The sequence below is a fragment of the Bacteroidota bacterium genome, from assembly GCA_023957335.1.
Classification (GTDB): Bacteria; Bacteroidota; Bacteroidia; order NS11-12g; family UBA955; genus JALOAG01.
This window is the reverse complement of record JAMLHC010000001.1, coordinates 715,182-730,562: the sequence shown is the minus strand read 5'-3', so window position 1 is coordinate 730,562 and position 15,381 is coordinate 715,182. Positions and strand designations below refer to the sequence as shown.

The 15,381-nt window shown below is 36.4% G+C and carries 12 protein-coding genes; 5 read left to right on the top strand and 7 right to left on the bottom strand.

Annotated features, from left to right (window positions below):
• Positions 1–3: 3 nt before the first annotated feature.
• Positions 4–873: a carboxylating nicotinate-nucleotide diphosphorylase gene (gene nadC / locus M9892_03090; GenBank protein ID MCO5253333.1), complete on the bottom strand. Its 870-nt coding sequence runs from the start codon at positions 871–873 to the stop codon at positions 4–6.
• The gene (locus tag M9892_03085; GenBank protein ID MCO5253332.1) at positions 870–1,274 is read right to left on the bottom strand and encodes a DUF4783 domain-containing protein; all 405 of its coding nucleotides are present in this window, start codon (positions 1,272–1,274) and stop codon (positions 870–872) included. Before M9892_03085 ends, nadC begins: the two co-directional genes overlap by 4 nt.
• Before the next feature lie 129 nt (positions 1,275–1,403).
• Here M9892_03085 and M9892_03080 point away from each other — a divergent pair, with 129 nt between their 5' ends.
• Positions 1,404–2,111 carry a YjjG family noncanonical pyrimidine nucleotidase gene (locus M9892_03080; GenBank protein MCO5253331.1) on the top strand — a complete coding sequence of 236 codons (708 nt, stop codon included), beginning with the start codon at positions 1,404–1,406 and terminating at the stop codon, positions 2,109–2,111.
• Here M9892_03080 and ytxJ read toward each other — a convergent pair.
• Positions 2,108–2,440 carry a bacillithiol system redox-active protein YtxJ gene (gene ytxJ / locus M9892_03075; protein MCO5253330.1) on the bottom strand — a complete coding sequence of 111 codons (333 nt, stop codon included), beginning with the start codon at positions 2,438–2,440 and terminating at the stop codon, positions 2,108–2,110. The genes M9892_03080 and ytxJ overlap by 4 nt on opposite strands.
• Before the next feature lie 248 nt (positions 2,441–2,688).
• On the opposite strand from ytxJ, the gene M9892_03070 reads away from it, so the two are divergent.
• Positions 2,689–3,828 carry a class I SAM-dependent methyltransferase gene (locus M9892_03070; GenBank protein ID MCO5253329.1) on the top strand — a complete coding sequence of 380 codons (1,140 nt, stop codon included), beginning with the start codon at positions 2,689–2,691 and terminating at the stop codon, positions 3,826–3,828.
• On the opposite strand, the gene M9892_03065 is transcribed toward M9892_03070, so the two are convergent.
• Genes M9892_03065 through M9892_03050 form a run of 4 tightly spaced genes read right to left on the bottom strand, consistent with a single transcriptional unit; the run spans position 3,804 to position 7,713 of the window.
• Positions 3,804–4,565 carry a uroporphyrinogen-III synthase gene (locus M9892_03065; GenBank protein ID MCO5253328.1) on the bottom strand — a complete coding sequence of 254 codons (762 nt, stop codon included), beginning with the start codon at positions 4,563–4,565 and terminating at the stop codon, positions 3,804–3,806. The two genes, M9892_03070 and M9892_03065, sit on opposite strands and share 25 nt — an antisense overlap.
• 2 nt (positions 4,566–4,567) lie before the next feature.
• Positions 4,568–5,500 (bottom strand): hypothetical protein, encoded by a 933-nt coding sequence (locus M9892_03060; protein ID MCO5253327.1) that lies wholly within the window; start codon positions 5,498–5,500, stop codon positions 4,568–4,570.
• A gap of 6 nt (positions 5,501–5,506) precedes the next feature.
• Complete coding sequence (locus M9892_03055) at positions 5,507–7,291, bottom strand: hypothetical protein (GenBank protein MCO5253326.1); 1,785 nt, start codon at positions 7,289–7,291, stop codon at positions 5,507–5,509.
• 11 nt (positions 7,292–7,302) lie between these two features.
• Positions 7,303–7,713, bottom strand: coding sequence for an OsmC family protein (locus M9892_03050; GenBank protein ID MCO5253325.1), 411 nt, complete (start codon positions 7,711–7,713; stop codon positions 7,303–7,305).
• A 112-nt stretch (positions 7,714–7,825) separates the two neighbouring features.
• Here M9892_03050 and M9892_03045 point away from each other — a divergent pair, with 112 nt between their 5' ends.
• The 3 genes from M9892_03045 (at position 7,826) to M9892_03035 (ending at position 15,342) form a co-directional block, all read left to right on the top strand.
• On the top strand, positions 7,826–8,512 hold the full coding sequence (locus M9892_03045; GenBank protein MCO5253324.1) for a hypothetical protein: 687 nt from the start codon (positions 7,826–7,828) through the stop codon (positions 8,510–8,512).
• On the top strand, positions 8,509–9,378 hold the full coding sequence (gene lipA / locus M9892_03040; GenBank protein ID MCO5253323.1) for a lipoyl synthase: 870 nt from the start codon (positions 8,509–8,511) through the stop codon (positions 9,376–9,378). The genes M9892_03045 and lipA overlap by 4 nt, the downstream gene beginning before the upstream one ends.
• 318 nt (positions 9,379–9,696) lie before the next feature.
• A complete protein-coding gene (locus tag M9892_03035; protein ID MCO5253322.1) occupies positions 9,697–15,342 on the top strand; it encodes a PKD domain-containing protein in 5,646 nt (1,881 codons plus the stop codon).
• Positions 15,343–15,381 lie beyond the last annotated feature (39 nt).

Genomic DNA, 15,381 nt, shown 5'->3' with positions numbered 1-15,381 from the left:
AGATTATTTTTGAATAATTGTTTTGAGACTGATATCCATGCTTTTAACAGAGTGAGTAAGTGCCCCAACCGAAATATAATCCACTCCTGTTTTGAGATATTCAAGCAGATGTTCATCTGTTATACCTCCGGAAGCTTCTGTTTCAAATCTCTTATCTATAATTTTGAGTGCTTCAATAATTTGGGATGGGCTAAAATTGTCAAGCATGATTCTATGTATATTTCCAACAGCGCACGCTTCTTTTACTTCATCCAAATTACGTGTTTCTATTTCTATTTTTAGTTGAAGCTTGTTTTGTTTCAGGTAATCCAATGTTTTATGTATGGCTTGAGTAATACTTCCGCAAAAATCTATGTGATTATCTTTGAGCATAATCATGTCAAACAATCCGATTCTGTGATTTTCTGCCCCACCTGCTTTTACGGCATATTTTTCAAGTAATCTCATTCCGGGAGTGGTTTTGCGAGTGTCCAAAATCTTCACTCCATAAGGTTTTGCAAGTTCAGCATAATGGTTGGCAACTGTGGCAATTCCGCTCAGTCTTTGAATAAAATTGAGAATAAGACGCTCTCCGGATAAAATATCCGTGGACTCGCCTTGAATTTTCATTAAAATGGTTCCGCGTATTACTTTTTGTCCTTCAGAAACAAGTTGTTCTACCTCAATGCTCGGATTTATTTGCTGAAAAATGGTGTTGGCTAAAGGTAAGCCTGCAACTATGCCATCGCTTTTGGCAATCATCTGTGCTACACCTTTGGTTCCTTTGGGTATGGCTGTGAGTGAAGAGTGAGGGGTTTGTCCAAAATCTTCTTGTAAGCCGAGTTCAACGAGCCTGATGACCTGTGGATGCTTCCATAGCTTATCAAAGGTCATAGTTGTTTGGCTATTTCGATTTCTTGAATTTGGAAATCAGATTCTATCTGTTTGAGAAAAACGGTTATTCTGAACTCTTCTTTGTCTGTTTTGTAAGAGAAAACAACAAACTTAGAACCGGTATTTGAGGTGCCGTTGTGAATGATTTGATTGTTTACGGCTTTGTTCTGACTAAAAAACTTTTGCATAATCTGTTTGGCTTGTGCTTTGCTATACATCCCCTCGCCTGTAGGAGTAGTGATTTCGATGCTGGATGCAAAAAAGTCACTTAACTTTTGAGCATCGCCATTTTTGAAAGCATCAGAAATGTTTTCTATGGCTCCGTTCATCTCCGTGGGTAGCGGCTCATCAGGCGAAAGAAATGAGAACAAACCAATAATGAATGTAAATAGTATTTTCATGTCTTATAAGTTTATGCAAAGTAAAATCAAAAACTTTGCCATATCTATATTTTATTAAAAATAAAAATCGATGCCAGTTTTTAGATTTATGTTTATAGCAATTCCTTGTGTAGCTTTGCAAGCAAATAAATGTTGCAAGGTAAAGTAAAAGCGATTTTTTTTGACTTAGACAGAACGTTGTGGGATTTTGAACAAAATGCCAATGAAACCTTAGTTGAATTGTTTCATGAATTTAATTTTGGTAAACTAACTGACTCTTTGCCAAGTGATTTTGTGCAATCTTTTCGCAAACACAGCCAAGCACTCTGGAGTTTATATGACCAAAGGTTGATTGACAAACAGACATTACGCGAGAGGCGTTTCCGACTTGCGATGGATGATTTGGATATTGCACCCGAATACAGACCTGATTCAATGTGGAATCATTTTCTTGCACAATGTCCAACCCGTACGAATTTGATGCCGGGAGCAAGAGAAATACTTGAATCTTTGTCAAAAAACTATCCATTATATATTATAACCAATGGTTTTATGGAGGTTCAACGAAAGAAACTCGAATATGCAGGTTTGTCAAGCTATTTCAAAGATGTTATTATTTCAGAAGAAGTAGGGTACAAGAAACCTGAAAAGGAAATATTCGAATTATCACTTAATAGGGCAGGGCTGAGGAATAGCCAAGCAATTATGATTGGCGACAGTCTTGAGTTAGACGTGATGGGCGCGCTTGGTGCAGGTTGGGAGGCAGTTTGGTTTAATCCCCATAAAATTGATAGTGCGATGAAACCACAAGTCAATGAAATCACTGACTTATCAGAATTAAGAACTCTCCTTCTTTAAAGACTGAGAGATTCAATAATCTTAGATGCTACAATGCCGGAATGGGAAGCCGTCATCACACAAGCCCCATCTTTGACCACAATAACTTGTGGAGATTGATGTATAACAGAAAACATATCAGTAATAGCATTGGATAGCTCTCTATTCTTTAGCAGGTCTAAATAATAGTAATCCAAACTTGTGTTGTTCAAATCTGAGTCTGTTTCGACTCTATTGAGCGCCATTTTGCTGATGGGGCAACGTGTACTGTGTTTGAAGATGAGCGAGAAACCTTTTTTTGACTTTAATGCTTGGAGTTGTTCCGGTTTGTCAAAAATAATTTTATTCATGATTCAAATGCGGTTTTTGCATGCTTGCCTCATGTACTTTGGGGCAATGATCTTTTCTTGACGCACACGCAGAAAGCATTATAATTGCAGTTGCTACAAGTAAGAGTGTTGAAAATGTCTTTTTCATTTATGCTAAAAATTTTAGGGGGACAAAGGTAATGCATTTTTTTGAGGAAATTTCAATAACAGAATTTGACCGGTATATTGACATTATAAGTTCTTGTAATTCAGATGCTAATAAATTTGTTTTGCAAAATAGTGATATTCCTGTGCAGGAGAGAGCTTGGCTCGCAATGCAGATAAAATGCAGAAAAAAAGCAGAAAAAAAACATCCGGATTTTTATGAAAAAGGCTGTTTTTATACAGAGAAAGCTATTGAACAGAGTACATCTTTTTATGTAGCAAAAGAAAAAGTGAAGTTAATCAAGCTGTCAAAGAATGGAAATGTTTGTGATTTGACCGGTGGCTTGGGGGCTGAAACTATTGCATTCGCAGCGGCCGGTATGAACGTGCATTATATTGAGCCGGATAAAGCATTGTTTAAAATGGCTACATATAATTTTTCAAAATTTGTTTGTTCCGGTAACATTGTGCTTCATAATACAAACGCAGAGCAATTTTTAGTTCAAAATCAACAGCATTTTGACCTTGTAATGTTAGACCCGGATAGAAGGGTGGGAGGAACACGAAATTTTACGCTTGAAAACTCATCTCCTAATCCTATTTTATTGGAAAATCAAATTCTGAATATCTCTACTCTGTTGTGGGTTAAACATTCTCCACTTATTGATATTGATTATTTAAAAAAGACATTTAAAAGCCTGCAAACGGTTTTTGTTATCTCACTTCGCAATGAGGTAAAAGAAGTGAGCAGCCTGCATAGTCAAGTACAACACACAACAACTTCAATCATTTGTTTGTGTATTGATAGCAAAGGGGATGCAATAAAAATTGAATTTGAAGAAAATGACCGGCTTGCACAGTCTATACTTGTACCCGAATGCGATTCATTCTTTTTTGAACCGGACAAAGCCATTATCAAATCAGGTTGTGCAGATGCTTATGCAAACAAAAAGCAATTAAAATCCGTTTCTAAAGCCATTCCTTATTATACTGCAAGTACAATTCCTGCTGAATTTGCCGGTAGGGTTTTTAAATTGAGAGGACAATACTTTTATAGTGAAAAATCATTGAAAACATTTCTGAAAACAAATGCAATCACAAAAGCATCCGTTGGTGCCAGAGGATTTCCAATTAAAGCAAATGAAATTGAAAGTAAATTTAGATTGAAACCGGATGATACAACTCACCTGTTTTTCTATCTTGACAAAGATGGATTAAGAAAGTTTATTTGGTGTGAAGCCTATTTGCCAAAGGCTTCTATATAGTTTTCAATTGCCTTCACAATACTCGGTGCTTCCGGTGTGGGTGCAGGAATTTGGCAGTTCAATCCCGCTTCCTCTATTGCTTGTAATGTGGTTTGTCCGAATGCAGCTATGCGTGTGTTGTTCTGTTTGAATCCGGGAAAATTATCATACAGTGACTTAATATCTGCAGGACTAAAAAACACAATGATATCATAAAATACGTTTTCCAAGTCTGACAAATCCGCAGAAACCGTATAATACATAATGGCTTCCGTAAATTGAATGCCCTGTTTTGTCATATATTCAGGGATGGTAGGTTTGCGAATATCCGAACAAGCAAATAGGAACTTCTCTTTTTTATGAGTGTTTAATAATTTGAGAAAGAAATTTTCGCCTTTTTTCTTAGGGAAAAATACCTTTCTCTTTCTCATCATTGTATAGTGTTGTATGTAGTTAGCAATGGCTTCATTGGTGCAGAAATACTTAAATTCGATGGGTAGATTAACCCTCATTTCATCGCACATGCGGAAGAAATGGTCAACACCGTTTTTGGCTGTCAAAATCACAGCGGAATGGTCAAGAATTGAGATACTTTTTTTTCTTAATTCTTTTGCAGGGACCGGGTCAATTTGGATAAATGGACGATAATCAACTTTTACTTTGTATTTGGTAATCAAATCATCATATATAGTCTTATCACTCTCCGGCTTAGGTTGAGAAATCAAGATAGTCTTTACTTTCAACGGGTTTTCGCTCATATCTATATGTTGTTATTAATCCATTTTATGCTGATTAACAGCATGGGAATTTCAAGGGTGCAAAGATAAATAATTAAATAGATTATTTGCCGTTGTTCAAATCTCAAACATGCGAATAAAGATTTGATGGTTCTGATTAAATAGAGACTTACTATTATTGCCACGACAGTAGTATGTTGTTCAAACAAATTTATTCTTAGAAGTGACAATGAAATGATAGCACAAGGGAAGCCTACTAAAGAGAGAATATATATGGTATTGAGAGATGTCCGTGAAAATGTGAACATGATTTCAATGAAATCAAGCGTATGTGAAATGATGATTTGAAAAATACTGAGAAGAAGGAATATTAAAACGAAAAGTACACAGCTTATGAATACTACTATATACGAGTATTGCATAACGGTATATTGGTTGAGTAAAGGGCCGATAATAAAGAGAGCAAAAAAAAGTGAGCTGATGAAAAATGTAAAGACTTTATTAATATCTAACCACTCATAATTGTTTGCCAGAATCTCTGACATGCTTGCCCGACTGACAAAGGCGCTGTTTTCTAATCTGAATTTATAGGGTACAATCCTCGAATATAGAATAATACTTATCACGAAAAGAAAGAATAGTAAATAGTAATAGGAGTAGTTGGTGGGTGCTGTGTTGGGGATGGGATGGGTGCTATTGGGTTTGGTTGTTGAATGGAAATAATAAGGATTTTTTATGCGAACAGAATCAACGGTATTCCAATTTCGAATGGAATCTTTATTTATAACCGGTTTGTGTTTTGTGATGGGTTGTATGTTTAGGCTGTCAGCAACCAGCGCAATTGAATCTGTATTTTCTTGTATAATGATATTGGAATGAAGGCTGTCTGTTTGTGCTTTTGAAGGCAAAACGCAAATCAAGCTAAGCAGAATAAAGAGCCATTGTTTTATTTTCATTTTATATTAGAAAAGACCAATAAGTCCAAAATGAAATTTACCTGCCTGAAACCGAATAGGATTGTTGTTTTCTCTGCCCAAGGCATAAGCCAATGTAAGAATACCAACTCCTGTGTCCAAATTTGCCCCAAAGCCAAATCCGAATGGATAGTCCGATTTTGTCGTTGTCCTTGCAATGCTTTTATCCTCATAATATGCTCCATTCCAAAATGCAAATAAATTGGCGTTTTGACTCAGCAAATATCTGTATTCTATTGTCATCATCGTATAGTTTGTTGCAAAAAGAGATTGTTCGTTGAACCCTCTCAATGAATACACTCCGCCAAAACGTATTAACTCATTAAAATAGATGGTTTGGGAAAATATTCCTTCCCCGCGAAAGGCAGTTTTAAAAGTGCCCAAACTGCCGATTTTTATATATTTCTCAAGATTAAAATGATAACGATAATGCAATGAGTTTAACTGCATAGAATCGTAAATATTGTAATACTCTCCATTTTGCGCTTTGATTGACAATGAGTTAATACGGTTGTCTCTGCGGATGGATTTGGTGCCCACTAAGAAACTACCCTCTATTTTATATCCTTTTCTCGGATTAAAATTATAGTCTAATCTGTTGCTTGTAGCCTCTATTCCATAGTTTCGGATAGCCATAGATTGATTTTCTGGAATTTTCCGGATTGATTTAATCTGATTGGTATCTACTGATATGAGCGATGTTCCTTGATTTTCAAAGAAGAATTTTAGCTTGTCTTTGCCATTCAGTGCATATACAAAGCCGATTCTCCCTTGTATTTGCGAAAATAAGGTGTCGAATTTCAGCCCACTACCTCCTAACTCCACTCCTATATTGCTACCGAAAATATAGGGAAACTCAGTTTTGAGTTGAAATTCCTGAGAACGCTCATTGAAAAAGCGCAAATTGATGTCTAAGTTTTGCCCTCCTCGAAACATATTGCCTAATTTGATTCTCATTTCTCCGGTAATCAGCAACTTTTGATTGCGTGTTGTTCCTCCCGAAGCAGGTGGGGCAAATCCAATGATACCATCAACAAAGTCATTATTCTTGTGTTCCAAATAAAGCATGGGTTTTGCCTTATTGCCAATAAAAATAATAGAGCTTGCTTGTGTTTGCTTTACAAATGGCAGTGTGCGGATTAATTTATCCAGTTCCTTAACTAAACTTTCATTATAGGGTTTGCCGGGCTTGATTCGAGTCAGCGCAGAAATAAATTTTGCAGACACTCTCGCATCACCTGAGATGTTTATGGAGTCAAAATAAATCATCATCCCTTTGTCCACTATAATTTTGGCTGAAATAATGTTTTTTTCAATATCAATAATATTAAGCCTGGTTGAAACAAAAGGGAAACCCCGATTCTCCCAATAGGATGTAATTTTGTCAAAGAAGAACAGGATGTTCTCTGTGGTATATGTGCTCTCATTTAAAAAACTCGTTTTTGTTCCAAAACTTTCTAAAATTTGAACAATTTCGTTGTCCGCTATCAAACGAACTTTTTCGATTCTGTTACCAATATGGAAATAAACTAACCACCTTGCTTCCTCTTTATTGATGCTGTCCACTCCGGCTTCCAGATAGCCCAATTTATTCAAACTATCTTTAATGTCCACAAGAAAAAATGTTACACCATTTTCATTTGTATAAGTTGGCTGAAGCGTAACCTGAGGGTTATCTGTTTTGAACTCAATTTTGATTTCTTGCGAATATAGGTCAAATCCTAGTAAGAGTAGGAGATGCGTGAATATATATAGAATACAATGGCGGAGCAAGAGTTGCTTAATTAAACAAATGTAAAGTTAATCTTTTGCTCAATTTCGGGCGACAGGCTCAGCGCAACCGGGCAAGTTTTGGCGCTTCTTATCAGGGCTTCTTGTGTGTGTGCATCACCGCCTTTGAGTTTGATGGTAAATTCGATTTCAATGCCGGCTACTCTTCGAGGTGCCTCTGCTGACATCCTCTTTGTAACAATCGCTTCACTTCCTTCAATGGAAATACCTTTATTGCGTGCATAAATCCCCATGATTGTAAACATACAAGCGGCAAGTGAAGTAGATAGTAAGTCTGTTGGTGAAAATGCCTCACCTTTCCCTTGATTATCAGGTGGTGCGTCTGTAATAAAACTCTGTGCTGATCTTTCGTGTGTAAGTTGACACCTCAAATCTCCTTTATATATAACGGTTGATGTTTTCATAAATAAAATATGGTTACCTTTGCTCTTCAAAGTTCAAAAGTAAAGATAAACCACACAACCCTACGTGAACACTCAAAAAATCTTTGTCTTCGTTTTTGTCCTTGTTAGCTCGATGTTGCAAGGATATGGACAAAATTATATGCTTTCTACTAATGTGCATATCGGCAATAGAGGGAATGGTATTGGCTTTGCAATTAGAGAAAAGAGCCAAAACAGGATGAATACCAATTATGAATTGAATTTAATTGGTTTGAAAGATTATAAAGAGTTAAGAATTTCAAATGTTGGGATGACAAGTTCCAATTCTAATATTGAACCCGGCACTTTCAAATACGGTAAAATCAATCAGATATTGCAAATCAAAGCGGCTTATGGTAAGGAAATTACACTGATAAAAAGACCGGATAGGAATGCCATTGGATTAATTTGGAACTCAACTGCGGGTATAAATTTTGCACTTCAAATACCTATATATATAGACTATATCACACCCGGTCAAAATGAACAAGGTTTTATAACAGTTCGATACGACCCTCGTATTCATGAGCGCTCTAATATTATTTTGGCACACAGTTATTACGATAAAGGATTGACAAGTGCACGATTGATTCCATCATTCTTTGTGAAGCAAGGTCTCATTATGGAGTTTGGAAATTATTCGAATTCACCTAATAGAATTGAAGGAGGTTTTATGCTGGACGCATTTCCTATTCGACCGGAAATAATGTACGATCATAAACAACCCCATATTATTGCAGCTTTTTATATTAGTTTTGCGGTGCTAAATTTCGAGATATGAGCGAAGTGAAAGAAACCGAGAAACAAGACCGAATTATCAAACCTGATTGGCTTAAAATTAGAATACCTTCAGGGGAAAACTATACCAAAATCAAACAAATAACCCGTGACAACAACTTGCATACTATATGTGAGTCGGGCAAATGTCCCAATATTGCCGAGTGTTGGGGAAGAGGCACTGCCACTTTTATGATTTTGGGCAATGTTTGCACTCGCTCTTGTGCTTTTTGCGCTGTGCAAACCGGCAAACCCACACACTATGATAGAGATGAACCTATCAGAGTAGCCGAAGCTATTCAAAAAATGGGTGTGAAACATGCGGTTATTACATCAGTAAACCGAGATGAACTTAAAGATAAAGGAGCAACAGTTTGGGCAGAAACAATAAGAGAAGTCAAAAGGTTGAACCCAAACACTACAATTGAAACCTTGATTCCCGATTTCAAAGCACTGTGGGATTTGCTCTATATAGTTATTGACGAAAAACCCGAAGTTGTTTCTCACAACATGGAAACAGTCAAAAGGCTGTATAGAATTGTGCGTCCGCAAGCAAAATATGAACGAAGCCTCGAGCAAATCAGAAGAACCAAGGATAGAGGTGCCCGCACAAAATCAGGAATTATGCTTGGGCTTGGAGAAACCCCCGAAGAGGTATATGAAGCTATGGATGACTTAGTGGCTCATGGTTGTGATGTGCTCACATTAGGTCAATATTTGCAACCGACCAAAATGCATTTGGATGTCAAAGAATATGTTACCCCTGATAAATTCGCACATTTTAAAGAAGAGGGGTTGCGCAGAGGTTTTCAAATTGTTGAAAGTGGTGCTCGTGTAAGATCTTCTTACCATGCCGAAAACCATGTATAGTCTTATTTATATGGTTATAATAAGTTAAATCAACGGGTTTCTTACTTTTTGATTAATAGTTGACAGAGTCATCTATTCTATTTTAGTTATTGTCTGAATTGCGGTCGTAAATATTATGTCCGTGTTTTCATCATTTTGAATACATGTACTTACTTTACATATAAGGAATTAGGGGCAGTTTTGATAAAAATTTAGAGAGAATATATTGTCTATTTTGTCACGTGATTAGTATATTGTAACAATTGCTTATTCATCTTCTGTCTTTTACAAACCTACATTCGATGGGTTAAAAAGTATATTTAAAATATTAATAGAATCATGAGTAATTTTTACAATTTCAATTGGTCGCAAAAAGTAATGATGGGATTCATTCCTATCCTATTTTTTATTGCAATTAGACCTGCTAATGCTCAAACGAGCAATCAAACAAATCAAGTAGTTTCAAGCAATATTGGGTATGTACCCGGATATTCAGTCAAACTCTATCCCGACCTAAACGGTCAATCAGAGATTGTATCTGAAAGAACCCAAACAACAAAAACTATATTGCTGGGCAATGGAAGTGCTAAATTAATGTCATTTGCCGGTCCTATTCACTATAAAAAAGGAAATAAATGGGAAGACATTGATTTGACCATTTTGCCAAATCAAAGCGGCACTTTTATGGATTATCCCTATGCTAATTTGGGTAATAGTTTTCAAACTTATTATTCTTCAAATCCTACTCAACAGCCCATTATTACTATCACAGAAGATGGGCATAAAATCACAGAGATGGTTACGAAGGTTTATGCTTCAAACAGTAAAAACAAGAATTCAGTAAAAAATTTCAAACTTTCTGCAACAGTTGTAGCTAACCTTGAAGGTCAAAATATTATTTATTCAGATATCTATCCTTCGTTGGACATCAAATATTCTCAAAATAATATGGGTAGAAACTTTGATTTGATTATCAGAGACAGAAGTTTTATAGAGCAAATCCCCTCTCAATTTCAAAAATTGATGATTGAGGAAACCGTAACTATACCTGAAAATTGGATAGCAGTAAAAGAAGATAACACAATCAATTTCTATGTAGGCACGCAAATCATGGCAAGTATTCCCCAACCTATGATGCGTGAGGACTCTAGGGCTGCCAAAAACTATAAATCAGAAGAAGATTTTCTATGCAAAGGAGATATCACTTTTGAAAGAGAAGGAAATACACTTAAACTTATAACCGGTTTTCCTTTAGACTGGATGAGGGAAGAAGCTCGGGTATTTCCTTTGGCTCTTGACCCGATATGGACTATAAAGCCAACAAATGCAACCTATTGGACAGGTTATCAAAGTTCATCGTCTGCAAAGAACAATGGAATGTTATATATTGGAAGTACCTATACCGCTTGGGCTAAGTTTAACATCCCCAACGTTGCGGGCGCAACTGTTATGTCGGTTAAATATTATGGCGCTTCTTATTATCCCGGACAGGAATATGACAAATATGTATATATTCATTCTATGGGTACAGTTGACCCTGTAGCAGATGTTGCAGCTAATATTTGGAACGCAATCACGGGTGGTGCTATTTTTACAAGCACTTATCGTTGGAATAATCCGGTTACTAAAAATAATGGAACTTCTGCTCCAACAGTAGATGATTATACCGGTTCGGATGCTCTCGGGGCGGCTGCGAATACCTATGTTCAAAGCAGAATGGGTAATTTTATTTCATTAGGTTTTAACTATGCCTCAGGTGATAATTCATACTATAATGCACAAGGAGCTTATAATTCTGTAGCACCTCCTTATATTGAAGTAATCTATTGTACAGGTGCATGTTCCGGAACACCTACAGCAGGAACTCTCAGTGCGCAAGGTTTTGCATGTTCAGGTCAGAATTTTGCGTTAAAATTGGCAGGACCTACTTTATCTTGTGGTATTACAATGCAATGGCAAAAATCTACATCCAGTGCTTCCGGTCCTTGGAGCACATTTGGCAATGAGATGAGAGAAGATATGACTACTTCACAAACTGCTACAACATGGTATAGAGTATCTTTACTTTGCAGTAACTCAGGGCTGTCAAGCTCTAGCAATGTTATACAAGTTAATACTGTTAAAAACACCTATGGAGCGGATAGCTATACCATTGATAAAGGCTCTGCCGCAACACGCAAAAACTTCCAAAGCTTTACAAACCTGTCGGATTCTTTGTCATGTCATGGAATTTCGGCTGCCATTACTGTCAATGTTGTGTCGGCTTCCGGTCCGTATAATGAACAATTAATACTTAAAAAAATACCCGGTTCCAGTACTTCTAAAACAATTACTATAAATGGCAACGGAGAAACTTTGCAATTTAATTCTACTACTGCTGCCAATAATTTTGTGCTTGAGTTTGGACAAGATGCAAGTTATTATACTTTCAAGAATATGAAGATGACAAACACAAATACTTCTTTTGCCAGAATACTGCATCTTCCTAAAAACAATGAGTATATTACATTTGATAATGTTGAATTTATAGGGTATAAGTCTGCTACAACATCAGTGAATCATGCGATTGTTTATGAAGAACCTAATGTCATATCTAATTTCTGGAGCTTTAAAAATTGCAAGTTTACAGACGGTTCTTACGGGTTATACATTTATTCTTCAAGTAGTAATGGAGCCGGACAATCTGCACAGAATCTAAGAGTGGAAAACTGTCAGTTTATTGATCAATATTATATGGGTATTAGGGTGTATTATTATGCGGGGCTTCAATTTTATAGAAACCTAATATATTCAACAAAAAGCTATACCAACTATAATGGCATGTACCTATATTGGATTATGTGCCCTATACAGGATAACAGAACTATTATTGACGGGAATAAAATTTATTATAACAACGGTGGGTATGGAATGTATCTCCAGTATTTAGGTGTAAATACTTCTTACCCTAGTGTCGATTGGCATTTTTTAATATCTAATAATGTGATAAATATCGGTCCGGGTCCATCTTTGTCTACACTGACCAGAGGGATTTATATTACCAATCAATCTAATTCCCAGTTTTATCATAATACTGTTAATGTGTCTTCAGGTGATAATACAAATTCAGCAGGATTTTGGTTCCAAGGGGCATATACTACTTCAGCCTCACAAGGAAGAGTGGATTTGCTTAATAATTTGTTTTCAAGTGAAGGGAATGCAGCCGCATTTTATCTCGGCAGTACAAACATTACAACGACCAATGTAACAATTGATAATAATAACTTATACTCAAAAGGCAGTAGCCTTGGAAATTATATAGGTTCGATGATATCTGATATTGCAACTTGGAGGAGTACTTCAGGTTATGATTTAAACTCCGGAAATTTAGACCCTGCTTATCAAGATGATAGCCGCCCTTATTCTAACTTACATATCACCAATGCTGCACTTCATGATAAAACTCCGTATTTGTCAAGTATCCCTTATGATGCTGATTTGAGAGTGAGAAAATCAACAGGAACAGATCCCGGAGGGTTGGTGTCTATTAAAGATTTGTCTGTAACAATGGCATCGAGCACTTTCACTGCACCTTTCTGTGGAAGAGATTATCCGATTGATTTGCAAGTGACAAATACCGGTAATTTTCCCTTTGTCGGAGATATTTATTTTAAAATTAAAATTAATGGAGGCACAAGAGTTTATTTAGATACAATCTCGTATAATCTTAGCCCGGGTGAATCCAAATCTTTAGTAATGAATAGAGCCGTAAACCTCGTGGGAGGGCGAATTAATACTATAGAGATTAGTATATTAAATACAGATGAACAGATGTCTAATAATGCATTCACATACTCTTCACCTTATTTAGACGTTAGTCCAAGTGGTAGTGTGCTTACAAAAGTTACTACCGGAACCGGAGTTGCACCTACAGAACAACATCCGTTTTGGAAATCAATTGCCGGAGAAACCTGGACGTATAAGGTCTCTGCGCCAAACGGGTTTGCAAATGGAGATTATGGTATGCCAACCGGTTATAATGTGTATACAAGAGCTTATGAAAAGATTGGAGGTAACTTGCTTCCACCTTCTACCACAACCTACACACATAATATGGTAACCGGTGGTGAGTGGACTTTGAATATACCTGACAAATCCTATGACGGTAAGGCTATTATATACGAATTGAGATTTGAAAATGTTGCTACTCTATGTGACTCTACTATCCTAATGGAGGTTCTTGTTGTAGATGATGGTACTCCTGATTTTCAAATCAATTCTACAACCTGCGAACACACTATTGTTGAAATCGAAAATCTTTCTACTGTGTCATCAGGTTACTTGTCTCATAAGTGGGATTTTGGAAATGGAGAAGTAAGTTCAAAAACTAACCCAACACCTATTTATAATACAGCGGGGACTTATCAAATTACATTAAGGACAAGGACTGTGCCTTTTGGTTTTGAAAAGACTATAACAAAATCTATCACTATAAACCCAACTCCAAACGCTACATTTGTTCATACAGATGCATGTTTCGGAAGTCCGATTACTCTTACCAATACATCTACAAATATAGTAGGAGTGCCCACAACCGAATGGGATTATGGAGATGGGCAAACAGGTGTTTCAACCAATGGAACGGCTATCTATAATAACCCCGGAAGATTTATTGTTACATTGACTGTTACATCAGATAAGGGGTGTATAGACATTTTTCAAAAAGGTGTTACTTCTTATGCAATACCTGTCCCCAACTTTGATTTCCCTGCACTGAAATGTATGGGTAACGGAGTCCAATTTGACAACAAAACAACAATTGCTTTCTCTAATTGGTCAAGTGTATGGAAATTTGGTGCCGGTGAAGGTTCTTCTACCGATAAGGATCCCCTATATAGTTTCAAAAATATTGGTAATGCCAATGTTAAATTGATTGCTAAATCCGAATTTGGTTGTACTGATTCAATTACTAAGTTGGTTAAAGTTGAACCATCTCCTATAATTAACATAACAAATTCTGACGCTTGTGTAGGGTTGCCAACTATTTTTAACAGCAACGTGGACGTACCCGGTGGGTTAACTGTGGATTATAAATGGAATATTGATTTTGTAAACTATACTGATGCCACTCCTTCCGTAATATTTAAATACGCTGATTACGAATCTGTCAACCTGACTGCCACTTTCTCAAATGGCTGTAAGTCCTCTGCTTCAATAAGAGTTCAGTCAGTGCACAAACCTAAATCTGATTTTATTGTGAAAGGGTCGGTATGTTCTGGTGAAATGATAGATATTTATAATACCACAGTAGTAAAATTCGGCACACCTAAATATACATGGATTATGGGAGATGGAAAGATATACAATAATGAACTTGCACCAAAGCATGTCTATTCTAATAATGCACCAAAGGACTATTCAATTACTTTGGTTTCAAAATCAATGCTTGGAACCTGCCCTGATTCGATTACCAAAACTATTTCAGCAGGAGTTACGCCCATTTGTGATTTTACCTCAAATCATAATTATACATTCGGATATAGAGGGTTTGATTTTAAAGCAATTTCACAATCAGGTGTGCAATACGCATGGGACTTTGGAGATGGATCTACCTCATCAGAACAGAGCCCAACTCACCAGTTTACTAGAGACGCTGTGTTTAATGTAAAATTAAAAATTACTTCTCCGGAAGGATGTAGTTGTGAAAAGATATTGGGACATAGCGTTGCAAATCTTGATGTGTCAGATGTATTGACAAATGCAGGTATCAATGTGTATCCAAATCCAACTACAGGTGTTATTAACTTTGCAAATTCCGGTTCATCTGTTTTGAGCTCAGTAACTGTTGTTAATGCTTTGGGTTCCGTTGTATTATCAAATACACTTAATTCATTGGAAAACGTGTTTACAGTTGACTTAACAGGACATGCTGCGGGTGTTTATTTGATTCAGATTAAAATGTTCGAAGGCAAGATTTATACTCAGAAAATTATTTTAGAGAAATAACTGTTTTAAATATTTGATTAAAGGAGCAGTTGCATTATG